We start from the raw sequence: 22,066 nt of genomic DNA on the forward strand, positions 1-22,066 counted from the left end.
GATCACGTTCGTGGGAATAGGTTTTCAGCTCCAGCGTGGTAGTGCTCGCTAGCGGCACGCCCGGCCATTATTATGGCGCGTCAAGTCATCCGGGATGAGTCGTATGTCGTTGCCGCCGTGCCCTGAATGTCAGTCCGAGTTTGCCTATCGTGATCAAGCGCTTCTGGTGTGTCCGGAGTGTGCGCACGAATGGAATCCGGACGAGGTGGCCTTGGAAGACAAGCCCCGGGTTAAAGACGCGAACGGCACAGATTTATCCGAAGGCGACAAGGTCACTCTCGCGAAGGACGTGAAGGTAAAGGGCAGTTCGACGGTGCTGAAAATCGGCACGAAAGCCGTGGTGAGACGAATTCTCGATGCGAAGGATCACGAGCTGGACTGCAAGGTGGACGGCGCCGGCGAAATGATGGTGACGGCGGCGTTCGTTAAGAAGGCTTGAACGGCGGCTTACCCCTGTCTGCCGCACGCTAGCGCGAGCCCATAGCGGCGTGGGCGCGGCTGCCAGGTTCAATCAGCGGTTCGCGACCAGCCTCCTACGCAAGGCGCATCCCGCCGCGAGCCCAGCACGCGGCACTACGAGAGATACACGCCGGACGTGGTACAACCACTACGCAACTATCAGAGGTCTGTCCCAGCTTCGACTAGACGTTGTCCGGGTACGAACCGTAGGGCGGGCGCTCGGAGGCCTTGCATCATGCGTTTACCACGCCGCTGATCGACGATCGCGAGGCTCTGTCCGCCAGTTCAAATAACGGGATACGATGCTTTCTGATGCGAGGAGTTAGAGGTCACTTGCCTGGCATCGGTGGCTTTCAAGCGTTCGGTTTCAAGGAGTCTTCCATGCCGAGTCTGAACCGTGTGCCCTTGCTCTTTCCCGTCGTTCTCGTGCTTCAAGGCTGTTCTTACGCGCTGGTTCCGGAAACCAGCGACCCGCTCCGCAAGATAGATCAGGCGTATCAAATGTGGAGCGTAGGTCGATGGGTTCCCGCCGAGGGATTGGGTCGGGAAGCCCTAGCCATGGCCGAACAGTCTGGTGACCCGGTGGCGATCGCGAATTCGCATCGCTATCTGGGCAACTTCTACAAAAGCGGTCTATACCGGGAGCACGCGCAGTGGTTCGCCGAGCAGGGGCGTTATGATCCAACGAGCGGCTTATCGATCTTCCATTTCGAGAAAGCCGAACAGACCTGGGCATCGATCGATAATCATGTCGGCATGGCGTTGGATCAGTTCAATCAGGGCGTGGCGTACTCGATCGACGACGATCATGAAAAAACCTGCGAGAGATATGCCACGGCGCTAGACACGTACGAATCCGCGCATGAAGAGTTCGCGAATACCAAGCTTCCGATCAGCTCCCACTTCAAGGATTTTCCCGAGATGATCGACGCCTTCAGCGAAGAGGAGAACTGCGAAAATCTCTAGGTGGTCGTGTTTTCTTGGCGGCACCGGCGACGCGCTGAAAATTAAAGCCCATCCGGTTCTTAACCGGAAGCGGTATGGTGGACTCTGGACTCGTCGCCGCGACGTGGGTTGGTTTGCCTGCCGCCGGGGCTCGGCGAAGAACCGGCAATTGTGTTTGCGGTAGCAGCGCATTTACGCGCTGCGCGCGCAGCGCTGGCGTAGGGGTAATGGCCAAAGTCCGGCCGGGTGGCGATCCGTGTGCGGGGAGGTTAGCCTATGCACCCGCTTTGGGGTGTAAGGCATTGCGCGACCGTCAACATGGCGGTCACGAATCCGCAGTTTGCAAGCTGCCTTGCAGCGAAACCAAGCGACGCCGGGCTGCGGGCTTCGCGCGTATAATGACGCGCCGTCGCGTTTTTATAAGGTCGAACTTTGACATCAAGCCATTGTTTTTCGAGCTCTTTGTTCGCCGCCGAATCGGGTGCGGGCGAGGCGGCCCGCTAGCACGTGGCCGACCGGGAGCAATTGGCCGCGTTGTTGGCGCGCACGGCCGAGGGTGACGAGCGCGCCTTTCAGCAGCTTTATTCGGCGACTTCCGCGCAACTCTATGCGCTGTTGCTGCGTATCCTGCGTAACCCGGAGCAGGCTCGGGATGCGTTGCAGGATGCCTACGTGAGGGTTTGGCAGAAAGCCGATACCTATGCTCCGGACCGGGGGGCGCCTCTGACGTGGCTGTTGTCGATTGCCCGCTATCGCGCACTGGATGTACTCAGACGCAAGCGCCCTGAAGTGGCGATGCCGGAGGAACCCGACATGATGGCTACACTGCTCGAGGATGAGCAGGCGCTCTCTCCGTTGGAAGAGAACGAAAACCAGCAGTCGCTCGACGCCATTCAGGAATGCCTGAAGACGTTGCCGGCACAGCAGCGCGACAGTGTGTTGCTTGCCTATTACGAGGGGCTGACGCATCAGGAACTCGCGCAGCGACTGGATGCCCCTCTGGGTACGGTCAAGAGTTGGATTCGCCGTGGCTTGCTGCGGCTACGGGAATGCCTTGCGGAGCGTGCGTCGTGACATCTCAGGAACGGGACGACAACCTCGTGTTCGAAGCCGGTGAATACGTGCTGGGCACCCTCGAGCCCGATGCGCGCGCGACCTTCGAGCGGCGTCTGGAAACAGATCCGGCCGCCCGTCGCGAGCTGGCCTACTGGGAGCAGCGGCTTGGCAGCCTCGGCCTGGCCCTGGAACCCGTCGAGCCCCCGGCCGACGTGTGGGAAGAGGTGTCCCGCACGATATCGCGCAAGGACTCTGCGTCGGTTTCGCCTACGCCCGTGCCCCGTCACGTCCAGGCCCCGGCGGCGAACAAGTTGAGGTTCTGGCGCGGCGCGGCGATTGCTGCCTCCGTGGTGGCCATGGTGCTGGGCGCCCTGTTGCTGACCCAGCCGACGTATCACCACGGCTACGGCGAGCCTGATCCGCCGCATGCCTACACCAGCATCGTCTACGACGACCCGACCGGTACCGGCTGGCTGGTGACCGCCTGGGCAGGCGACGACGAAATGCAGGTGGTCGCCCTGGGGGACTATGACGTTCCCGACGGCAAGGAGCTGCGTGCCTGGCTCAAGCCGGAAGACGGCGCGGCGATCCCGCTGGGCGTCTGGCCGCATGAAAAGGGCGGTTATAGCGTGTCGCTCAGCCGGTCCACGGTTGAGCAGATGGCCTCGAAGGCGAAGCTGATGGTGTCCATGGAAGATGCGGGGGCCAGCGATCAGGCGGGCTCGACGCCGCCCGGCAAAGTCATGTGGAGTGCCCCCATACTCGCCCGGACGGGTTAGACAAGGCCGGCTATCGGGACAAGCCGGCCTGGCTCGGCGGCTCGATGCCTGGCCGGGCACTGCTCGCGACTGATGCGGTCCCGCATAAGCGCCGCTCATGACGCGTCGAGGTGGCGCCCGCGCTTCAACGACCGTGGGGCATGGGCGAATGCTCGTGCCGGTTTTGATTCCCAGCGACGTCTGCGCCCCCGGCAGAAAGCCGCGTTAAGCAGGCTGCGGCCGAAGATCGTTCATCGCGTAAACTGTTGCCGAGGGCGGGGCAGCAGCAACAAGCAAATTCATGATGAAACGGTTACTTGCGATCGCACTATGGTCCGGCACCGCCTCGGCGGCTGTGCTGGAAACCCCGCACTACGTTGTCGATATCAGCCCGCAGTGCGAAGAGGGCAATGTCTCTTGCGATCGCGTTGCTTACCAGGGCAAAAGCAAGCGCAGTGGTCAGGCGATCACGCTCGAAGGCCGAACCTGGCATTCACGCTGCGCGGACGGTGTCACGCCCTGTCGCTTTCTCGGCTACCGTTTCGAGAACGGCAATGTGACCTATTACGTCCATGAGGATGGGCGGCTGCGAGTGGTGCGCGGCTGCGACCACGTGCTGGTCGACGAACAGGGCACGTGGCGGCGGTAACGCAGGGAAGTCGCCGGGCTCTGCAGACGTCGCGAAGTCACATGAAGCCTTGTGCAGGCCCGTGGAACCGAATATTTACAATAACCCTGAGTTCTTTGCGGGCTCTATGGCGCTGCGCCCGGCGGCGAGCGGCCTGACTCGTGCTCAGCTATGGGCGCGCAACGCCCGCTACAGGGTTTCGGCACGGGACCTTTCTTTTGCTTATAGCCTGGCACAAGCCGGGAATGGGGCGTGATGCACTTTGAATCTACTTTGATCGAAACACCACGCTTGCGTCTTCGGCCGTTCTCGATGCACGACGTGCCGGCGTTGGCCGCGATCCTCGGGGATCCAGCGGTTATGAAACACTCGCTGGGTGGCGTGCGCGACGAGCGGGCCACACTTGAGTTTATTGTCTGGTGTCGAAAGTCGTATTCGACCCATGGTGTCGGGCCATGGGCGTTGGTCGATAAAAACGACGCCTCGCTTATCGGTTTCTGCGGGGTGGGGCCGGAGAACGTGAACGGAGTCGAGGAGATGAACCTCGGCTATCGCCTGGCGACTCGCTTTTGGAACAGAGGGTTGGCTACCGAGGCATCGAAGGCTGTCCTGGCGCACGCGTTTCAAGGCCAAGGCGTGGAGTCGGTTGTGGTGATTATCGAACCTGACCATGTTGCATCGCTAAAGGTGGCCGAGAAGGCTGGCTTTGGCCGTTTCGATTTGATGACGTTTCATGATCGCCCCGTCCGACTTTATCGACTCGATCGGCTCGATTGGATGAACGCGGCGCACTACAACCCGAGCCGGTTTTGCCGATAACAAAAACGTAATCGCGTACAGTCGTTGGGAGAAACCTGCTTGCGCCCAGGCGAGCTGGTATACGTGCGTGGCGAATACGCTCGCGAATACGCGCCGTCACGTCGAGGCGCTGGCGGGAAAGTCGCATCCTGCGACACAGGCGGACCAGGGCGGGGGCAGTGGTGAAAAAGCGCAAGAATGCGGACACGCATGATCGGGCAGGCAGCGGCGCGCCGGAAACGGGCACGCTCGACGCCGGCAAGCGCGGCCACGCGGCTGCGGGCACTTCAGACCCGCCCGAGCTTAAATCGCTCGATGCCCGGGTCGGCGAACTGCTTCGCTCGGACCTCTGGGACGACGCGCAGGAGGAACGCTACGACCGCTTCACTCGACTCGCGGCCCGTATATTCGATGCCCCGGAGACGCTGATTCTGTTGTTCGACGCGGACCGGCATCTGTTCAAATCGCGCTTTGGTTTTCAGTTGGGTAGCGTGCGACAGGAGCTGGAACTTTGCCGCCAGGCCGGCGCCCACGAAACGCCGTTCGTGATTGAAGACCTGGACGCGGGCGCTGGAGTCAGCTCGGACGCCGAGTCGTCGCAGTCTCGCAATATCCGCTTTTTCGCCGCGCAGGCGCTGCGGGCCGATACCGGCGAGGTGGTGGGCTGTGTGGCGTTAATGGACTTCAAGCCGCGGGCGTTCGAGCCCAATGCCCGCCACACGCTCACCGAACTGGCACTTCTGGTTGAAGAGGAGTTCAACCTCAACGCCGCCCTGGCTTCAACCCGCGCGGGTATGGCCGAACTGCTGGATCGGGACGCGGCGCTGCCTTCGGCCACCCATATCATCGCCTACGAAAAGATCGAGCTGTTGGCGGAGCAGGCCGGGGATGCCGGCCGCAAGCTCGGCATCTTCTATCTGAGCCTGGATAACCTCTACGACATGTCGCTTGCCTATGGGCCGGGGCGTATCCAGGCGATGATCAACCGCTGGATGGACGGACTGAGAAACCACAACGAGGATCTGATCTATATCGCCCGCCTGTCGGAGCGCGGCTTCGCGGGCGCATTCGAGTTCGAGGGGACCGTACGTACGGGCCGCCGGCTTTGTGAGCAGCTGCGTGCGCATGCCCAACAGGAAGTCGAGCATGAGGAGCTGCGTTTTTCGTTCGAGGCCAGCGCCGGACTGTGTGTCTATCCCGAGCACGGCGATTCCGGCGTGGCGCTCATCGGCCGCGCCCAGCTCGCGCATGAAAACCAGAGCTGGACGAGCGAAACGTCGCTGTTCAACGCCGCGATTGCGAAGCGTTTTCGGCGCCGCTCGGCATTACGCACCCGCTTCGAGCCCGCGGTGCAAGACGGCTCGGTGTATTTCCACGGCCAGCCGATTTTCGCGAATGCGGACGGCGCTCTCGTCGGCGTCGAACTGCTGGCACGCTGGCAGGACCCGGAACTCGGCGAGGTGTCGCCGAACGAGTTCGTGCCGGTCATCGACCCGGAAAAGGGGCCACGTCGCGCCCTCGTAGCGGCAGCGCTGGACACCGCCTGCCGGTATGTCGCGGCCTGGCAGGCGCGCTCGCAATTCGTACCGTACGTGACGATCAACGTCTCCGGTGCCGAACTGTTCCGCCAGGATTTTCACGAGCTGGTTGAAGACACGCTGGCGCGACATGGCGCGTCCGGGAAGCATCTCGTGTTCGAACTGACCGAGCGCAGCGTGATACGCGATTTCGAGCTGATGGCCCGTTCGCTTCACCGGCTGACCGATACCGGTGCGCGTATCGCTCTCGACGATTTCGGCAGCGGATATTCATCGATCGCCTATCTCACCCGCCTGCCGATTTCGATCGTAAAGCTCGACAAGCGCGTTGTTCAGCAGATCGACGAACAGGGGCGGGCCGAGGAACTGGCCCAGGGGATTGTGGCGCTGGCCCATGGCCAGCAGTTGTCGATCGTGGCCGAGGGCGTGGAAACACGGGCACAGTGGGAAACGGTGTGTGCCATGGGCTGCGAGTATACCCAGGGGTTTCTGTTCGCTCGCCCGCAGACGGAAGACGCGCTCTTTGCGCTCATCGCCAGGCAGGGCGCAAACGCCACGGTACAGGCCGAGCCCGAGGCCGAAGCGGAGTAAGCGGTTCGGCGTGGCTCGCCGCGTGCGTTGGTATGGGCCTCATTCTGGGAAAGGCGACCGTTTGGGCCGGTCGAGGCCGGCGCGTCGCGCCTGACACCCCGGTGAGCGGGGCGGCCGCACGCCGACCGTCCGGTCTCGATAAACGGTGCCTGCGTCTGCGCTGGTTCCTGCATGGTGCATCTGGTTCAATAGGCGCCCCTGATCACGACCGCGCCCCCTCTGGCCATGCTCTACTCGCTGATTCTGCTCGCCCTGATTGCCTTCATCGTGTTCGCAACATCCGGGCTGAAGCTGCACCCCTTTCTCGTGCTACTGCTGGCTGCGCTCATCGGCGGGCTGGCGTACGGGGTGCCGGCCATGGAGGTCGTCGACGCGATCGGCGAGGGCTTCGGCAGCATTCTGGGCAGCATCGGCCTGGTGATCGTCTTCGGCACCATCATCGGCGTGATTCTGGAAAAGAGCGGCGCGGCCCTGACCATGGCCGAAACGATCATCCGACTGCTCGGCCAGCGCTTTCCCACGCTCACCATGTCTCTGATCGGTTATCTGGTGTCGATTCCGGTGTTCTGCGATTCCGGCTACGTGATTCTCAACTCGCTGAAGAATGCCGTGGCCGCGCGCATGAACGTGTCCGTGACCGCGATGAGCGTGGCGCTGGCTACCGGCCTGTATGCCACCCATACCTTCGTGCCGCCCACGCCGGGGCCGATCGCGGCGGCCGGCAATCTGGGTATCGGCAGCAATCTCGGCCTCGTGATTGCCCTGGGGTCGGTCGTGGGCCTGATCACGGCGCTCGCCGGCATGTTCTGGGCCAATCGTTTTCTCGGCCGTGACGATGCCGACGCGGGCCTTTTGACCGACGAGGCCGAAAGCCTTAACGCCGAGGATGCCTTTGCCGCGTTTCGTGCCGAACACGGCGCCTTGCCCGGCGCGTTTGCATCCTTCGCGCCCATCCTCCTGCCCATTGTGCTGATCTGTCTGGGATCGATCGCGGCCTTTCCTTCGGCACCGCTGGGCGCGGGCGGTGTGGCAGACGTGCTCACCTTCCTCGGCAGCCCGCTGGTGGCACTCGCGCTCGGGCTGGTGGCCGCCATGCCCCTGCTGCCGAACGTCAAACGCCTTGCCGCGCTGGAGGAACGGGTCAGTGCCGGCATTGTGGCCGCTGCGCCCATTCTGATGATCACCGGCGCGGGCGGGGCGTTTGGTCAGGTGCTCAAGGCCACGCCCCTGGCCGAATTCATTGGCGAAAGCTTATCGACACTCGGCATCGGTATCTTCATGCCGTTCGTGGTGGCCGCCGCGCTCAAGACCGCCCAGGGCTCGTCCACGGTCGCGCTGGTGACCACCTCCGCGCTGGTCGCGCCGCTGCTGGGCGATATCGGCCTCGATAGCGAAATGGGCCGGGCGCTGTGCGTGCTGGCCATCGGCGCCGGGGCGATGACGGTTTCGCATGCCAACGACAGCTTCTTCTGGGTGGTATCGCAGTTCAGCCGCATGCCGGTCGCGCTGGCATACCGGGCACAGACGCTGGCCACGCTCATTCAGGGGCTGGTGGGTATTGCCGTCGTCTGGCTTATGTCGCTGGTACTTCTCTAGCGACGCCTGCAACCCGGCTCGATGGCGCTGACGGTCCCGTTGGGCGTAGGCTTGTCGGCATGGGCCATAGCGAATCACTGCCCCCGTATGTCGATGCCGACGATCGCGTCATTCTCTTCGATGGCGTGTGTCGGCTATGCAACGCCTGGTGCCATTTCATCCTGAAGTACGACAGGCAACGTCGGTTCAAGCTGGCCTCGGTGCAGTCGCGCGAGGGGCAGGCGATTCTTTCGCACTTCGAGCTGCCGACCGACCACTTCGATACGATGCTGTACGTTGAGGGCCGGCGTGCCTACGAGCGCTCGGATGCCTTTCTGCGTGTCGTCGTACAACTCGGCGGCGTGTGGAAGCTCCTTGCCGTACTGCGCATCTGCCCGCGCGTAATTCGCGATTTTTTCTACGACCGTATCGCGCTCAATCGATACCGGATTTTCGGCCGCTACGATCAATGCGTGTTGCCCGAGCCGGATCATGCCGGGCGCTTTCTGGACGCGGATGCCTGAGCTGGGCCGGATCAACCGCGTTGCGCGCTATGCGCTGGCGTTCGTACTCATCTATCACGGCCTGGTGCCGAAGATTCTCCGCACCGATACGTTCGAGACGGCATGGGCTAGCGCGCATCATATCCCCATGTCGGCCACGCTGTTCGCGGTATTGGCAGGGGTCGCGGAAATCGCGATCGGTCTGTTCATCGCAATCGCCCGCCGTTGGCTGGCGCCGGTTTATATCGCCGCTGCGCTGTTGATCGGACTGTCGATCGATGTCGCCATTGTCGCGCCCGCCTCGCTGACCGCGGCGTTCAATCCGGTGACAACCAACATCGCCTCGCTCGCGCTGTGCGCGATCATCTGCAGCAGTCAGGCGGCCGTGAGGCGCTAGCGGCCGCGGCGAACGGGGAACGGCGGCGTTTCGTCGCGACGTTTGGGTGCGGCATCATCGCGGTTTATCGCGCAGGGGGAAGCGGTTTGGATAGTGGGATGCATCACACCCAGCGGCTGTACCGGGACTTTCGGGCCGGCGCACAAACCGTACTGCCAGTGCTCCTGGGGATCGTGCCATTCGCCCTGATTGCGGGCGTGGCTGCGGTGCGGCTGGGATTTTCGCCCTGGATCGCCAGCGCGCTGTCGGTGTTCGTATTCGCCGGGGCGGCCCAGCTGGCGACGCTGCAGTTGCTCCACGACGGCGCACCGCTGCTGATCATTCTGGTCACGGTGTTTTTCATCAATCTGCGTTTCATGATGTACAGCGCCTCGATCGCGCCCCATTTTCGCGGCGCCTCGGCGGGAACGCGCGCCGGGCTGGCGTATTTCCTGACGGATCAACCCTATGTGTTCGGTCTGTACGGCTTTACCGAGCGGCCGATGCTGGCAAGCCGTATCGCCTTCTACCTGGGTGTGGCGCTGCCGCTCTGGTGCTGCTGGCAGCTCGGCACGATCATCGGCGCCCAGGCCGGAGCCCGGCTGCCCGAGGCATGGAATCTGGAATTCGCCATCCCGCTGGTATTCCTGGCCATGATCATTCCCGCCATTCGCGACAAGGCCAGCGTGGCCGCGGCGACGGTCGGCGGCCTCGTCGCCGTCGCGGGCCACGGCCTGCCGTGGAATCTCGGCCTGATCGGTGGGGCGCTGGCGGGTATTGCCAGCGGCGTGGTCGTTGAATGGCTGCTGGGCGAAACGGAGGCCAGCGATGGCTGATACAGGAGTGTGGATTGTCGTGCTGGCCGTCGGTGCGCTGACATTCGCCTTGCGCTGGTCGTTCATCGCGCTGGCGGATTCGCTGGCGATGCCCGCCGGCGTGCAGCGGGCGCTGCGTTTCGTGCCGGCGGCGGTACTGGCGGCCATCCTTTTGCCGGCGATTGTTGTCGACGACGGCCGTGTTGCGCTCTCGCCGGACAACCTGCGCCTGTTCGCGGGCGTGGCTGCTGCCGTGGTGGCCTGGCGCACCCGCAATATGCTCTACACCATCGCGACCGGCATGCTGGTGCTGTGGGGTTTGCAGGCGCTGCGGGCGATGCTCTGAAGTCCACCGTGGGCGGTGGCGCGAGCCGTGGCCTCGCGGGATCGGCTAGGCGGTGCCGTCTTACCGGTTATGCTTGGGGCATGAAGCGATTTGCCCCCGACGATGTCGACATCCCACCGGGATTTGCCGCTACAGGCTATTGCCTGTGGCCGTTGACCATCCACGATGTGGTCAAGGACTACGATGCCGTGATGTCCAGCCGGCAACGGCTGGCGGGCTTGTTCGGCCCGCACGATCCGTGGCCGGCCGACGATCTGTCTCTCGAGCAGGATTTAATCGACCTCGGTTGGCACCAGGGCGAATTCCAGCGCCGCCGTTCATTCGCCTATACCGTGATGCGCCTGGACGAATCGCAGTGTCTGGGCTGCGTTTATGTCGAACCATCGAGCTGCCAAGGCTACGACGCCCAGCTGTTCTTCTGGGTGCGCGATAGCGAAAGCCATACCGGGCTCGAAGCGAGACTCGAACGCGATCTCAAGGCCTGGCTTAGCCGCGAATGGTGGTTCGACCGGGCGGCCTGGCCGGGCCGCCGTATCAGCTGGGCCGACTGGCTCGAGCTGCCCGAGGCCTGAACGCAGAATGTCTGATACCGACACGCCAGGGTTCTATCTGGTCTTCGCCGAGGGCGCGGATAGCGCGGCGCTGTATGCGAACTTCGATGCCGTACGTCTGCGCGAGGATCTGTTTATCGTCTATGCCGCCATGACCCGCTCCGAGGTCTATCACGCCGTGCGCGATCTCACCGCGCCGAAGGCTTTGATGGCGGCGCCGCTGGCCGCGCACCCCAAGTTTCGCGGTATGGATGCCGGCGCGCTCAAATGGCTCAAGCAGCGCAGCAACGATTGACCGCGGCAACCGTTAGAAGCCCGGAGGCGTAGGGCATTTCATTCACATGTAACAAACCGGAAAGGAAACGAGCATGGCACGTTCGATCGGCGATAACGTCAAATGGAACTGGGGCCAGGGCACGGCCGAAGGTCAGATCACGCAGATCTACAAGCAGCGCGTGACCAAGACGCTCAAGGGCTCGGAGATCGTGCGCGACGGCGATGAAGACAACCCGGCCTATCTAATTGAACAGAGTGATGGCGACCAGGTGCTCAAGCTGGAGTCCGAACTGGACTGAACCGCCGGGATTACATCCCACGGCGTAACAGGCAGGCAGCGTGGGGCCGGCGCCCGCCGTATTGCCGAGCGTTAATCGACATGACGCCGGATCACGTCTTCGTAGTCGCGAATACGGTGGATATAGCGCACCGGCTCATGGCCCCGCGCATAGCCGTACTTCAGCGACGGGTAGTAGCGCTTGTCGGCCAGCAGGGGCAGAACCTTCTTGAGGTCGCGCCAGGAGTGCGGGTTCTTGTCCAGACGCTTGGCGAGGCGCTGTGCGTCACGCAGATGGGCCAGGCCGATGTTGTAGGCAGCCAGCGCCATCAGCAGCCGATCGGGCGAGGGCACGGCCTCGTCGATCCGCGAGCGCATCCGGCTCAGATATTTGGCGCCGCCATGGATGCTCTCGGCCGGGTCGAGACGATTGTCGACCCCCATTGCGTTGGCCGTACGGCCTGTCAGCATCATCAGCCCGCGTACGCCGGTGGGGCTTTTGGCTTTCGGATCCCATTTGGATTCCTGATAGGCCTGGGCGGCGAGCAATAGCGGCGGCAGGGAATGGTTTTCGCCGGCGCGCTCGAAGAGCGAGTCGTAGCGCGGCAGCACGGTGTCGATACGTCGAACCAGGGCGCGCCGGTCAACGAAATCGAACGCCGGCAGATAGGCGTAGTAGCGATTCTGCATGGCCCTGCGTGCCTGCTGGCCCGGCTCGCTTTGCAGCCAGCGATTCGCGGTTTGCTGGAGCGCCTCGGCATGCGGGGGCAGGGCCCAGGCAAGCGGTTCCGGTTCATGCAGGTCGAACATCACTTCGAGTTCGGGATAGTAGCGGCGGTTGATGTCTACGATGTTCGAGTCGGCCACCGTGCAATCGAGCTTTTCTTCCCATACGCGATGCAGCAGCTGCTCGGTGCCGCGCCGGCCGTCTTCTTTCCAGCGCAGTTCGGGATACTCGCTCTGCAGCATTTGCAGGCGTTCGACATAGCTGCTGTCGGCTATGACCGTGAGCGATACATCGCCGAGTTCGGCTACGCTTTGCGGGCGCGCGCTCTCGGCGTTGCAAACCACCTGTTGTTGCACCTGCTGATAGGCCTCGGTGAAGCGGAAGCGTTCACGCCGGCCCGGGGTGATGCTCAGGCCGGCGGCGGCCAGGTCGGCCTCGCCGTTTTCCAGCGCGCGCAGAACGCCCCTAATGGATGGCCGGACTACGTATTCGATATCCACGCCCAGATGACGCGCGAATGCGCGGGTCAACGCCGTTTCCGGGCCCACCGCCTGCTTGTGGCGATTCAGGTAATAGGTGGTGGGTGCGTTGCGCGTAGCCACGCGCAGTAAGCCTTCTTCCTGAATACGTTCGAGCCGGCCCGCGCCGTTGGCGGCGGTGTCGGAACAGGCGGTTAACAGCACCGCGGCGAAGACAAACACGGCGAGCGTGGTAATCCGATACATTCGATCCCCTGTGACATCCCCATGACCGAGCCTACCAAGGATCGTGTCGTGGCTCCGGCGCATTGGGGCAAATCCGGATAGCGCGACCGATTCGCTACGGCGATGCTTGCACGCCAATAGCGCCGCATCGGCAACACGCTGCGAGGCGTAGGCCGAATCGCTTCCCATCTTGCGGCGCTATGCCGATTCGCCAGGACGCCATGAGTTCATCCGATAAAAACGCACCGCGGGTTACCCGGCATCGCTGCGGCAAGGGGTTTACCTACCGTTATGCCAGCGGCCGCACGCTGCGCGACAAAACGCGCCGACGCTGGATCCAATCCCTGGCCATACCGCCGGCCTGGCGTGAGGTCGAGATTACGCTGGACGACGATGCCCGCGTGCATGCCACCGGTCGCGACGATGCGGGGCGCAAGCAATACATTTACAACGCGGCCTGGCGCGAGCGCCGCGAGCAGGCGAAGTACGATCGAATTCTGGCGTTCGCCGGCCAGTTATCGACCATGCGACGCGCCACAGGTCAGCACCTGGCCCAGGACGCCATGACCCGCGAGAAAGTGCTGGCCTGCATGGTGCGCCTGATCGACAGCGCCTATTTTCGGCCCGGCAGCGAAAGCTATTCGCGCGAGAACGAGTCCTATGGCCTGACCACGATGCGCTCGAAGCATCTGACCATCGAGGGCGACGAGCTGATTTTCGACTATGCCGGCAAGAGCGGTCAGCAGCAGCACCGCGTGGTCGAGGACGAACGCCTGGCACAGGTGGTGGCCGAGCTCGACGACCAGCCCGGCTACGAGATATTCAAGTATTACGACGACGACGGCGCCAAGGTGTACGTCGATAGCGCCGACCTCAACGACTATATCCACGAGGTTATGGGCGAGGCCTATAGCGCCAAGGATTTCCGGACCTGGGCGGGCACCTCCCTCGCCGCGCTCGCGCTCGACGAAATCGGGCCGGGCGATGACGACAAGATCAGTCAGAAGAACGTACGCGAAGCGGTGGACCGCGTCGCCAAACGTCTGGGCAACACACCCAGTATCGCGCGTTCAAGCTATATCGACCCGCGGGTGATCGAAACCTATCTCGACGGGCGCACACTCAGCCATTTCCAGGCATTGATCGAAGCGGAGCTTCAGGCGGGTGATCTAACCGGCCCCGAGGAACGGGCGGTCATGAAAATGCTGGAGAGCCGGGTCCGGCGCGAGCAGTAGCCGGCCGCCCATGCCGCTGTACTGATCGGCCGTATCGCTATTACGGGTCGGGTGTCGCCCCGGCCGACTCGGATAGTCGTGCCGGGGCGATCCTTTACGGACGTGGCTCTGGCTTATGCCGCCGCGCCACCAGCCGTGCGGCCGAAGCCCGCGTGCGAGCTTTCCGGACCCGTCGGTGCTGCGTCGTTGGCGATCGTCTGGGACCCGGTATCGGAACTCAGACGGAACGAGGCGAGCAGCGCCTGGAGCTGGTCGGCCTGTTCGCGCATCTGCACGGCCGCGGCGCTGGTCTGTTCCACCATGGCTGCATTGTGCTGGGTTGCGCCATCGAGTTCCGTGACCGCTGTATTGATCTGGCTGACGCCTTCGCTTTGTTCGCGTGCGCCGTTGCGGATCTGCGCCACCACTTCGGTCACGCGTTCGATACGGGAGACGATATCTTCCATGGTGAGCCCGGTCTCGCGAACCAGTCGCGTACCGGATTCGGTATGGCTGACCGATGTATCGCTGAGCGCGCGAATCTGGCGGGAGGCATCGGCGGCACGGCTGGCCAGGTTGCGGACCTCCTGGGCCACCACCGAGAAGCCGCGGCCATGTTCGCCGGCACGGGCAGCCTCGACCGAGGCGTTCAGGGCGAGCAGGTTGGTCTGAAAGGCAATGCCGTCCATCAAGGTGGTGATCGTATTGATTTCACCGGCCGAGGTTGCGATATCGCTCATCGTGGTGGCCATGTCGCGCATCGCCTGCTGGCCTTGATGGGCCGCGTCGACGGTAGAGCGGGTGAGCTCGTTGGCCTGATCCGCGGCTTCGGCCGTGTTGGCCACCGTCGCATTGATTTCTTCCATGGATGCCGAGGTCTGTTCCAGGCTGGCAGCCGACTGTTCTGTCCGGCTCGCCAGCGCCTGGCTGCCCTGGGCGATTTCGTTGGCCGCGCCGTGCACGCTGGATACAGAGGTACGCACGGTCTGGAGCGTACCGTCCATACGGCCTACGAACGCATTGAAGTTGACTGCAAGATCACCCAGTTCATCGGTACGCCGGGTTTCGATACGAGCGGTGAGATCGCCATCGCCTTCGGTGATTTCCTTGATGCGGAGCGTGACTGCGCGAATGGCACGCGACATCATCAGCGGACCGACCAGCGCCACGATGAGCGTAATCAGGCCAACCAGAACCGAAAAGCCGATCACGGCGTATTCCTGGGTATTCGCCCGTGCGAGGGCGGCCGACTCGAGCGCATGGATCTTTTCGTCGGCGGCGATGCTGGCACGGTCGTAAACCTCGCGCAGCGCGACGAACGCATGCTCGACTTCGGTGTTCAGGATTTCGCGCGCCTGGTCGTAGTTACCTTCGCCGCGCAATTGCAGGACTTGTTTCGAGGCGTTCAGCCAGGTGCTATACAAGGCGTCGAAACCGTCGAGTGCGGTGAGCACGTCCGGGTAGGCCGCCATCGATTGCGCGAAGGATTCCAGCCGCTGCTTGGCCTGTTCTGCGTTCGTATCGAACTCGGCGCGCCAAGTGGCGGCCAATTCGCTTGCAGGGTCCATGCGCATGTATTCCAGGGTCGCCACATGGGCCTGATAGAGATCGCGGTCGGCGTTGAGCACCGCGCTCGTCGAATCCAGAAACGGCCCGCCGAATTCGCGCATTCGTTCTTTAAGGGTATGTACCAGCATGAGGTCGACCACGACCACGGCGAACATCGCCAGCGCGACGGTAATGAATGCAATGGCGTATTTAACGTTGATCTGGTTTAGGCGCTTGAGCATGGTGTTCCCCTTGTATGCCTCCATGGGCGCGACCTGACCGTTCGGGCTGAACGATTCGTCGGACTATCGGCAAGGGCCATGCGCGCTTGAATAAAAGGGGCCTTTTTCGATTGCGGCCTGCCGGACGGTGTGGAATCATCCGCGCAATGAGCACACGCATGTACTTCCTGGTCGGATTCCTGGCTGCCGCGGGCGCCCTGGCATTCGCGTATTACCTTCAATACGTTCAAGGGCTGGAACCGTGCCCGCTGTGTATTTTTCAGCGCGTGGCTATGGCGGGCGTTGGCCTGTTCTGTCTGATCGGCTGGCTGCATGGCGCACAGGGCCCGGCACACCGAGTCTATGCGGGGCTGGCCTGCCTGTCGGCCATCGCGGGTGCCGGCATCGCGGCCCGGCATGTCTGGCTGATGCATCTGCCGGCGGATCAGGTGCCGGCCTGCGGGCCGGGGCTGGGGTATCTGGTCGACATCATGCCGTTGACGGAAGTACTGGCCACGGTTCTGCGCGGCGATGCCAGCTGCGCGGAGGTCAAGGGCGCCTTTCTGGGCATCAGCCTGCCGGCATGGACCGGCGTCTATTTCGTGCTGCTCGCCTTCGGCGCGCTCGCCGGCGTGTTCGGATTCGGCGCGGCGGCCAAGAATCGGGCCTGAGTGCGGAAAGGCCCGATCCCGGCGCCGCCCAGCGCCCCGAAACCCACCCCATATCTTTTGTCACCAGCTCGGCTCGACCTCGATTAATAGGATCGCCGCGATGACCGTGGCGCGGGCCCGCCGCCTGGCATTTGCAGGCGGCCGTCTCTGGCCGCGGCGCGCCCGCTCACGCATACTCGTGTCGATACAACGTATTCATTCCATCCAGAAGGGCTGTCATGACTCCCGTAACCGATCTTTGCGATGAATTCAGCGACAAGCTGCAGATCGCCGAACCGATGTTCACCGATTTTGGCGGCACCCTCGATTTCGCTGGGCCGATCAGCACGGTGAAGTGCTTCGAAGACAACTCGCTGGTGCGCGCGGCCCTGGAAGAGCCGGGCGAAGGGCGCGTGCTGGTGGTCGACGGCGGCGCTTCGGATCGCTGCGCGCTGCTCGGCGACAATCTTGCCCAGCTGGCAATCGACAACGAATGGGCGGGCATTCTGGTGTATGGCTGCATTCGCGATTCGGCCGAAATCTCCCAGATGGGCGTGACCGTTAAAGCCCTCAATACCCACCCCAAAAAATCGAACAAGAAGAATCAGGGCGAGCGCGACGTGCCGGTGCGTTTTGCCGGCGTGTCCTTCATGCCCGGCGACTGGATCTATGCCGACCTCGACGGCGTGGTCGTGAGTGCGTCCGAACTGTCGCTGTCCTGAGCGACGGCTACGGTATCAACGCCCCGGCGCGATGCGCTGGGGCTTAAACCGTATTTCAATCATGCGTTCGGCTGTATTCATTAATCGTGTAAATAGCGTTGCGCGTTGATTGATCCGCCCGCCGAATGTACGCGCTGCCCACGCCTTGTGGCACTGCGCCAGGATGTGCGCGCCGCGTACCCCGGCTACCACGCAGCGCCGGTGCGATCTTTCGGCCCGGCAACCGCGCGTTTGCTTGTGGTGGGGCTGGCCCCGGCGCTGCACGGGGCCAACGCCAGCGGCCGGCCATTCAGCGACGAACAGTCGGGCGCGCTCATCTATCGCATGCTCTACCAGTACGGCTTTGCCTCGCGGGCTGAGGCGACCGGCGAGGGGCCCGAACTGCGCGACTGCCGAATCACCAACGTGGTCAAATGTCTGCCGCCACAGAACAAGCCGGTGGCACAGGAGATCAACGCCTGTAATCCGTTTCTGGCCAGCGAGCTGGCCCCGGCGCGGGTACTGCTGGTGCTGGGCGGCGTCGCACACAAGGCCGTGGTCCGGGCGCTGGCGTCGCGCCAGCGCGATAGGGTCTTTGGCCACGGCGCCGAGCATGTGATCGGCGGTGGGCGGGTGCTGATCGATTCCTACCACTGCAGCCGCTACAACCTGAATACGCGGCGCCTGACCGAGGCCATGTTCGCGCAGGTGTTCGCACGCGTAAGACAACTCGTCGACGCCGGGGGCTTGCCTGCGGGCGCTGCGCCGCCATGATGATGCGATGACCGACGAGACGACCCCGCAGACCGAAGCGACCGGTTTCGACCCGCGCAGCTACCTGCGCCAGCTTACTCAGGCGCCCGGCGTGTACCGCATGTACAACGCCCAGGGCGACGTGCTGTATGTGGGCAAGGCCAAGAACCTGAAAAAGCGCGTCTCCAGCTATTTCCTGCGCGCATCGGGCAACGCCAAGACCGAGGCGATGCTCGATCAGGTCGCGGATATCCAGGTCACGATCACGCATACCGAAGACGAAGCGCTGCTGCTTGAATCCACGCTGATCAAGAAGCATCGGCCGCGTTATAACGTCTACCTGCGCGACGACAAGAGCTACCCCTACCTCATGATCACGGGGGACAACGAATACCCGCGCGTGGTCTATCACCGTGGTGCGCAGAAACGTAAGGGCCATTATTTCGGCCCGTTTCCAAGCTCCGGCGCGGTCAAGCAGACCCAGGACACGCTGACCCGGCTGTTCAAGCTGCGCAACTGTCGCGACAGCTTCTTCGAGAACCGTTCGCGGCCCTGTCTGCAGTATCAGATCAAGCGTTGTACCGCGCCCTGTGTGGGCTATATCAGCAAGGAAGACTATGCCCGCGACGTGAACGACGCGGTCGAACTGCTGGAAGGGCGCAACGAAAAACTCATCGACCGTCTGGTCGGCGAGATGGAGGCCGCCGCCAAGGCGCTGGATTTCGAGACCGCCGCCCGCCTGCGGGAAAAGATCGCCGCCCTGCGTCGATTGCAGTCGCAGAGCCAGAAAGTGGGCGGGCAGAGCGATTTCGATATCGTCTGTGCCGCGATCGACGGCGGCATCGGCGCGGTGGTGGTAGTGACCGTGCGCGGGGGCATCAATCTCGGCCACCGCAGCTTCTTCCCGCATGCGCCGCCGGGCACAGACGTGGCCGATCTCGTCGCGGCCTTCATGAGCCAGTACTACCTCGAACGCCGCCCGCCGCCCGAACTATTGGTCGACCCGCTACCGACCGACGATAAATGGCTGGCCGAAAGCCTGGGCCGCCGGGCGCAGCGCAAGGTGGCGTTCAAGACCAACGTGCGCGCTGAACGCAAGCGCTGGCTCGATAACACGCGTGCGACGCTTTCGCAGACGCTCTCTGCGCAGCTGGCAAGCCGGGCCGGGGTGGAAAAGCGCCTCTCGTCCCTGGCGAAGGGCCTGGGCCTGGAGGCGCCGCCGATGCATATGGCCTGTTTCGATATCAGTCATACGCGCGGCGAGCGCACCGTGGCCTCCTGCGTGGTGTTCGAGGCCGGCGTGGCGAACAAGTCGAAGTATCGGCGCTTCAATATCGACGGGATCGAACCCGGCGATGACTATGCGGCGATGCGCCAAGCACTCACCCGACGCTTCAAGCGCGTGAAAAAGGGCGAGGACTATATGCCCGATCTGCTGCTCATCGACGGCGGCAAGGGCCAGCTCGGCGTGGCGGTGGAAGCGCTCGAGGAACTCGGAGTGACCGGGGTCAACGTCATCGGCGTGGCCAAGGGTTCGACCCGCAAGCCGGGCCTCGAGCAGATCTTTTTGCCGGGCGAGAAATCGCCTCTTATACTGCCGGCGGACTCCCCGGGACTGCATCTGATCCAGCAGATCCGCGACGAGGCGCATCGCTTTGCGATCGCCGGCCATCGCGGCCAGCGCGGCAAGGCACGCCAGGCGTCGATGCTCGATGGGGTGGACGGACTGGGGCCAAAACGTCGCAAGAAGCTGCTTCAGACCTTTGGCGGGCCGAAGCAGGTGGCCCGGGCCGGGGTCTCTGAACTTGCACGGGTGGAAGGCATCAGTGCGACCATGGCACAACGGATTTACGATCATTTCCACAATACGGCCTGACGTCGGTGTCATCCGATCCGCGCGGCCCGCGAGGAGAAGCGCTTGAACCTGCCCATTTGGCTGACCCTGTTTCGCCTGATTCTCATACCGTTCGTGGTGGGGCTCATGTTCGTGCCGCTGCCCAGTGCCAATATCGTGGCCGCGATCCTGTTCGGCGTGGCGCTGGCCACCGACTGGCTCGACGGCCATCTCGCCCGGCGCTGGAACCAGACCTCGGCGTTCGGCGCGTTTCTCGACCCGGTCGCCGACAAGCTGATCGTCTGCGCGGTGCTGGTCATGCTCGTCTACCGCGATCCGCACTATTACATCGCCCTGTCGGCGACAGTCATCGTCGGTCGCGAGCTGACCGTTTCCGCCCTGCGGGAATGGATGGCCGAGCTGGGTGAGCGCGGCGTCGTAGCGGTCGGCTCGCTGGGCAAGTACAAGACCGCCATTCAGATGGGCGCGATTTTCTGCATGCTGTTCGATCTCGCCCAGCGCACCGGCGTCTATCTGTTCGGTGTCGTGTTGCTGATTGTGTCGGCGGTGCTCACGCTGTGGTCGATGGTGGTCTATCTGCGCCAGGCCTGGCCGCGCCTGAGCATGGGGCGCTAGGGAATCCTGGCATAACCTGCTTGGGGCAGGGCCTTTGCACGCCGGCGCGACCACGACAGGTTGTGCAGAGATTTGCTGGGTGGCGGCCGCAGACTCGGCCGCCGATCGCGCACCGGTGTCGTTCTGGCCCGGGGCGAAGCAGGCTTGAGGGGCAGACCGGGCAGGGTGCTTCATCGCCTTTAATCGGCGCCTGAATCGGGTCCGTGGGGCGTCGCTGGCAGCACCAGAACCGACTTGATGAAAAACCTTTGTCGATATGGGTTGACACCCGATCTTTTACGCCTAGAATACGCACTCTCAACGGCGCGGGAATAGCTCAGTGGTAGAGCACAACCTTGCCAAGGTTGGGGTCGCGAGTTCGAATCTCGTTTCCCGCTCCAAACAGACATTGCCGAAACCTCGGCCCGCCGGTCGGGGTTTTTCTTTATCAGCATCCGCCCCTTTCGGATGTATGCGACCGGCCAGGTGGCAGAGTGGTGATGCAGCGGCCTGCAAAGCCGCGTACCTCGGTTCGATTCCGGGCCTGGCCTCCATATTGAACGCTGTACGTCGTACTGATCGAAAGCCCGTTTTAGACGGGCTTTTTTTGTGCCCGGCGTTCGCGCGATGGAGCCCAGGCAGGCATCGCACCCACAATTGTCCGAAAGCGCCCTCAGACAGCGCCTCGACCGGGCAAGCACGCTATAAAATGCCTCTGGGACAGCACGGGATATCGGGCCGGGGTGGTCGCAGCACCGGGTGCTTCAGTCTGGTTTGGGTGAGTCGATAACTTATAGGCACACTGCAGCTATATCCATGAGCGTGCCTGCCATATGGGCCATGCGCGTCGCGGGCATTGGAGACGGGGGAATGACCACATTGAAGCGCGAGAACGGCGCATCGCTGGCCGATGTACGTCAGCGTATGGCTGTACGTTCATGAGCGAGCCGCGGGATATTGCCGATTACGCGCCGACGCCGACCCAGCAGGGCATGATCCTGCAGGCGCTTGCCGCCCCGGACTCACCGATTAACGTCGAGCAGTTCGTCGTTCGTGTCGAAGGTGGTTTCGACAGCGACGCATTCGCCGCGGCCTGGCGAAAGCTTATCGAACGTCACGAAGCACTGCGCTCGCGCTACAGCTGGCAGGTCGACGGCAGCGCGCGCTGCGTCATTCAGGATAGCGCCGAACTGGCTGTGCAGATACACGACGCGCACGCCTGGTCGGCAGCCGAGGTCGACGCTTTCATCGAGGATGATTTTCATACCCCGATCGATCTGTCGACCGCGCCGATTTTCCGTTTCACTTGCCTGCATCTGGCCGACGACGAGTGGCGGCTGCTCTGGTGCTTTCACCATCTCGTGATGGATGGCCGCAGCGTCGTCCTCGCCATCAATGAGTTCTTTGCCTATTACGATGCGTTCTCGCGCGGTGTCGAGGCACCGGCCCTGGATGCGCCGCAGCCTTTGCGCCGGCTGTTCGAATGGCATGCCGCCCGCGACGCCGAGGCCGATCGGCAGTTCTGGCGCGAGTATCTGCAGGGCGTACCCAATGCGCCGATGCTGACCAGCATCTATGGTCAGGCGCCGCCCAATGGCGCCGTTGCA

24 protein-coding genes and 2 tRNA genes are annotated in these 22,066 nt (G+C 63.2%); 24 read left to right on the plus strand and 2 right to left on the minus strand.

The window, feature by feature from the left end:
- The first annotated feature begins 103 nt into the window (after window positions 1-103).
- The 15 genes from CMN27_RS09025 (at window position 104) to CMN27_RS09095 (ending at window position 11,514) form a co-directional block, all read left to right on the plus strand.
- A complete protein-coding gene (locus CMN27_RS09025; protein WP_293625740.1) occupies window positions 104-439 on the plus strand; it encodes a zinc ribbon domain-containing protein YjdM in 336 nt (111 codons plus the stop codon).
- 401 nt (window positions 440-840) lie between these two features.
- Window positions 841-1,425: a hypothetical protein gene (locus tag CMN27_RS09030; RefSeq protein WP_293625741.1), complete on the plus strand. Its 585-nt coding sequence runs from the start codon at window positions 841-843 to the stop codon at window positions 1,423-1,425.
- Between the two features lie 486 nt (window positions 1,426-1,911).
- A complete protein-coding gene (locus CMN27_RS09035; protein ID WP_293625742.1) occupies window positions 1,912-2,478 on the plus strand; it encodes a sigma-70 family RNA polymerase sigma factor in 567 nt (188 codons plus the stop codon).
- Window positions 2,475-3,239, plus strand: coding sequence for an anti-sigma factor (locus CMN27_RS09040; RefSeq protein ID WP_293625744.1), 765 nt, complete (start codon window positions 2,475-2,477; stop codon window positions 3,237-3,239). Before CMN27_RS09035 ends, CMN27_RS09040 begins: the two co-directional genes overlap by 4 nt.
- 283 nt (window positions 3,240-3,522) lie before the next feature.
- Complete coding sequence (locus CMN27_RS09045) at window positions 3,523-3,867, plus strand: hypothetical protein (protein ID WP_293625746.1); 345 nt, start codon at window positions 3,523-3,525, stop codon at window positions 3,865-3,867.
- 234 nt (window positions 3,868-4,101) lie between these two features.
- The gene (locus tag CMN27_RS09050; RefSeq protein ID WP_293625780.1) at window positions 4,102-4,665 is read left to right on the plus strand and encodes a GNAT family N-acetyltransferase; all 564 of its coding nucleotides are present in this window, start codon (window positions 4,102-4,104) and stop codon (window positions 4,663-4,665) included.
- A gap of 161 nt (window positions 4,666-4,826) precedes the next feature.
- A complete protein-coding gene (locus CMN27_RS09055; protein WP_293625748.1) occupies window positions 4,827-6,773 on the plus strand; it encodes a sensor domain-containing phosphodiesterase in 1,947 nt (648 codons plus the stop codon).
- A 225-nt stretch (window positions 6,774-6,998) separates the two neighbouring features.
- Window positions 6,999-8,369, plus strand: a complete 1,371-nt coding sequence (locus CMN27_RS09060; RefSeq protein WP_293625750.1) for a GntP family permease — start codon at window positions 6,999-7,001, stop codon at window positions 8,367-8,369.
- A gap of 59 nt (window positions 8,370-8,428) precedes the next feature.
- On the plus strand, window positions 8,429-8,872 hold the full coding sequence (locus tag CMN27_RS09065) for a thiol-disulfide oxidoreductase DCC family protein (RefSeq protein ID WP_293625752.1): 444 nt from the start codon (window positions 8,429-8,431) through the stop codon (window positions 8,870-8,872).
- Entirely contained in the window at window positions 8,865-9,248 is a 384-nt protein-coding gene (locus CMN27_RS09070) for a DoxX-like family protein (protein WP_293625781.1), read from the plus strand. Before CMN27_RS09065 ends, CMN27_RS09070 begins: the two co-directional genes overlap by 8 nt.
- Before the next feature lie 98 nt (window positions 9,249-9,346).
- Window positions 9,347-10,063: an AzlC family ABC transporter permease gene (locus CMN27_RS09075; protein WP_293625754.1), complete on the plus strand. Its 717-nt coding sequence runs from the start codon at window positions 9,347-9,349 to the stop codon at window positions 10,061-10,063.
- Window positions 10,056-10,388, plus strand: a complete 333-nt coding sequence (locus CMN27_RS09080) for an AzlD domain-containing protein (RefSeq protein WP_293625756.1) — start codon at window positions 10,056-10,058, stop codon at window positions 10,386-10,388. The genes CMN27_RS09075 and CMN27_RS09080 overlap by 8 nt, the downstream gene beginning before the upstream one ends.
- Before the next feature lie 80 nt (window positions 10,389-10,468).
- Complete coding sequence (locus CMN27_RS09085) at window positions 10,469-10,960, plus strand: GNAT family N-acetyltransferase (protein ID WP_293625758.1); 492 nt, start codon at window positions 10,469-10,471, stop codon at window positions 10,958-10,960.
- A gap of 7 nt (window positions 10,961-10,967) precedes the next feature.
- Window positions 10,968-11,234, plus strand: coding sequence for a hypothetical protein (locus tag CMN27_RS09090; RefSeq protein WP_293625760.1), 267 nt, complete (start codon window positions 10,968-10,970; stop codon window positions 11,232-11,234).
- A 73-nt stretch (window positions 11,235-11,307) separates the two neighbouring features.
- On the plus strand, window positions 11,308-11,514 hold the full coding sequence (locus tag CMN27_RS09095; RefSeq protein ID WP_293625762.1) for a DUF2945 domain-containing protein: 207 nt from the start codon (window positions 11,308-11,310) through the stop codon (window positions 11,512-11,514).
- Window positions 11,515-11,585: 71 nt separating this feature from the next.
- Here CMN27_RS09095 and mltF read toward each other — a convergent pair whose 3' ends face one another.
- Window positions 11,586-12,944: a membrane-bound lytic murein transglycosylase MltF gene (mltF, locus tag CMN27_RS09100; RefSeq protein ID WP_293625764.1), complete on the minus strand. Its 1,359-nt coding sequence runs from the start codon at window positions 12,942-12,944 to the stop codon at window positions 11,586-11,588.
- Between the two features lie 200 nt (window positions 12,945-13,144).
- Between mltF and CMN27_RS09105 the strand changes: the two genes are divergently transcribed.
- A complete protein-coding gene (locus tag CMN27_RS09105; protein WP_293625766.1) occupies window positions 13,145-14,158 on the plus strand; it encodes a DNA topoisomerase IB in 1,014 nt (337 codons plus the stop codon).
- 113 nt (window positions 14,159-14,271) lie between these two features.
- Here CMN27_RS09105 and CMN27_RS09110 read toward each other — a convergent pair whose 3' ends face one another.
- Window positions 14,272-15,927, minus strand: a complete 1,656-nt coding sequence (locus tag CMN27_RS09110) for a methyl-accepting chemotaxis protein (protein ID WP_293625768.1) — start codon at window positions 15,925-15,927, stop codon at window positions 14,272-14,274.
- Between the two features lie 146 nt (window positions 15,928-16,073).
- Here CMN27_RS09110 and CMN27_RS09115 point away from each other — a divergent pair, with 146 nt between their 5' ends.
- The 8 genes from CMN27_RS09115 to CMN27_RS09150 form a co-directional block, all read left to right on the plus strand.
- Window positions 16,074-16,577 (plus strand): disulfide bond formation protein B, encoded by a 504-nt coding sequence (locus CMN27_RS09115; RefSeq protein WP_293625770.1) that lies wholly within the window; start codon window positions 16,074-16,076, stop codon window positions 16,575-16,577.
- A gap of 218 nt (window positions 16,578-16,795) precedes the next feature.
- Complete coding sequence (gene rraA, locus CMN27_RS09120; RefSeq protein ID WP_293625772.1) at window positions 16,796-17,278, plus strand: ribonuclease E activity regulator RraA; 483 nt, start codon at window positions 16,796-16,798, stop codon at window positions 17,276-17,278.
- Window positions 17,279-17,383: 105 nt separating this feature from the next.
- Window positions 17,384-18,031: a uracil-DNA glycosylase gene (locus CMN27_RS09125; RefSeq protein WP_366515434.1), complete on the plus strand. Its 648-nt coding sequence runs from the start codon at window positions 17,384-17,386 to the stop codon at window positions 18,029-18,031.
- Window positions 18,032-18,038: 7 nt separating this feature from the next.
- Window positions 18,039-19,886 (plus strand): excinuclease ABC subunit UvrC, encoded by a 1,848-nt coding sequence (uvrC, locus tag CMN27_RS09130; protein ID WP_293625776.1) that lies wholly within the window; start codon window positions 18,039-18,041, stop codon window positions 19,884-19,886.
- Window positions 19,887-19,928: 42 nt separating this feature from the next.
- Window positions 19,929-20,480: a CDP-diacylglycerol--glycerol-3-phosphate 3-phosphatidyltransferase gene (gene pgsA / locus CMN27_RS09135; RefSeq protein WP_366515435.1), complete on the plus strand. Its 552-nt coding sequence runs from the start codon at window positions 19,929-19,931 to the stop codon at window positions 20,478-20,480.
- Window positions 20,481-20,785: 305 nt separating this feature from the next.
- Window positions 20,786-20,860: transfer RNA gene (locus CMN27_RS09140), tRNA-Gly, on the plus strand.
- A gap of 79 nt (window positions 20,861-20,939) precedes the next feature.
- Window positions 20,940-21,013: transfer RNA gene (locus CMN27_RS09145), tRNA-Cys, on the plus strand.
- 279 nt (window positions 21,014-21,292) lie between these two features.
- The coding region (locus tag CMN27_RS09150) for a condensation domain-containing protein (RefSeq protein ID WP_293625778.1) at window positions 21,293-22,066 on the plus strand (774 nt) is incomplete at its 3' end.

The organism is Salinisphaera sp., from assembly GCF_002729955.1.
Taxonomy (GTDB): domain Bacteria; phylum Pseudomonadota; class Gammaproteobacteria; order Nevskiales; family Salinisphaeraceae; genus Salinisphaera.

Bases quoted from the DNA above. Each gene is read 5' to 3' on its own strand.
- mltF (WP_293625764.1), bottom strand. From the start codon at position 12,944: ATGTATCGGATTACCACGCTCGCCGTGTTTGTCTTCGCCGCGGTGCTG.
- CMN27_RS09105 (WP_293625766.1), top strand. From the start codon at position 13,145: ATGAGTTCATCCGATAAAAACGCACCGCGGGTTACCCGGCATCGCTGC.
- CMN27_RS09045 (WP_293625746.1), top strand. From the start codon at position 3,523: ATGAAACGGTTACTTGCGATCGCACTATGGTCCGGCACCGCCTCGGCG.
- CMN27_RS09050 (WP_293625780.1), top strand. From the start codon at position 4,102: ATGCACTTTGAATCTACTTTGATCGAAACACCACGCTTGCGTCTTCGG.
- CMN27_RS09060 (WP_293625750.1), top strand. From the start codon at position 6,999: ATGCTCTACTCGCTGATTCTGCTCGCCCTGATTGCCTTCATCGTGTTC.
- CMN27_RS09085 (WP_293625758.1), top strand. From the start codon at position 10,469: ATGAAGCGATTTGCCCCCGACGATGTCGACATCCCACCGGGATTTGCC.
- CMN27_RS09075 (WP_293625754.1), top strand. From the start codon at position 9,347: ATGCATCACACCCAGCGGCTGTACCGGGACTTTCGGGCCGGCGCACAA.
- rraA (WP_293625772.1), top strand. From the start codon at position 16,796: ATGACTCCCGTAACCGATCTTTGCGATGAATTCAGCGACAAGCTGCAG.
- CMN27_RS09030 (WP_293625741.1), top strand. From the start codon at position 841: ATGCCGAGTCTGAACCGTGTGCCCTTGCTCTTTCCCGTCGTTCTCGTG.
- CMN27_RS09080 (WP_293625756.1), top strand. From the start codon at position 10,056: ATGGCTGATACAGGAGTGTGGATTGTCGTGCTGGCCGTCGGTGCGCTG.
- uvrC (WP_293625776.1), top strand. From the start codon at position 18,039: ATGACCGACGAGACGACCCCGCAGACCGAAGCGACCGGTTTCGACCCG.
- CMN27_RS09090 (WP_293625760.1), top strand. From the start codon at position 10,968: ATGTCTGATACCGACACGCCAGGGTTCTATCTGGTCTTCGCCGAGGGC.
- CMN27_RS09095 (WP_293625762.1), top strand. From the start codon at position 11,308: ATGGCACGTTCGATCGGCGATAACGTCAAATGGAACTGGGGCCAGGGC.
- CMN27_RS09025 (WP_293625740.1), top strand. From the start codon at position 104: ATGTCGTTGCCGCCGTGCCCTGAATGTCAGTCCGAGTTTGCCTATCGT.
- CMN27_RS09070 (WP_293625781.1), top strand. From the start codon at position 8,865: ATGCCTGAGCTGGGCCGGATCAACCGCGTTGCGCGCTATGCGCTGGCG.
- CMN27_RS09065 (WP_293625752.1), top strand. From the start codon at position 8,429: ATGGGCCATAGCGAATCACTGCCCCCGTATGTCGATGCCGACGATCGC.
- CMN27_RS09115 (WP_293625770.1), top strand. From the start codon at position 16,074: ATGAGCACACGCATGTACTTCCTGGTCGGATTCCTGGCTGCCGCGGGC.
- CMN27_RS09110 (WP_293625768.1), bottom strand. From the start codon at position 15,927: ATGCTCAAGCGCCTAAACCAGATCAACGTTAAATACGCCATTGCATTC.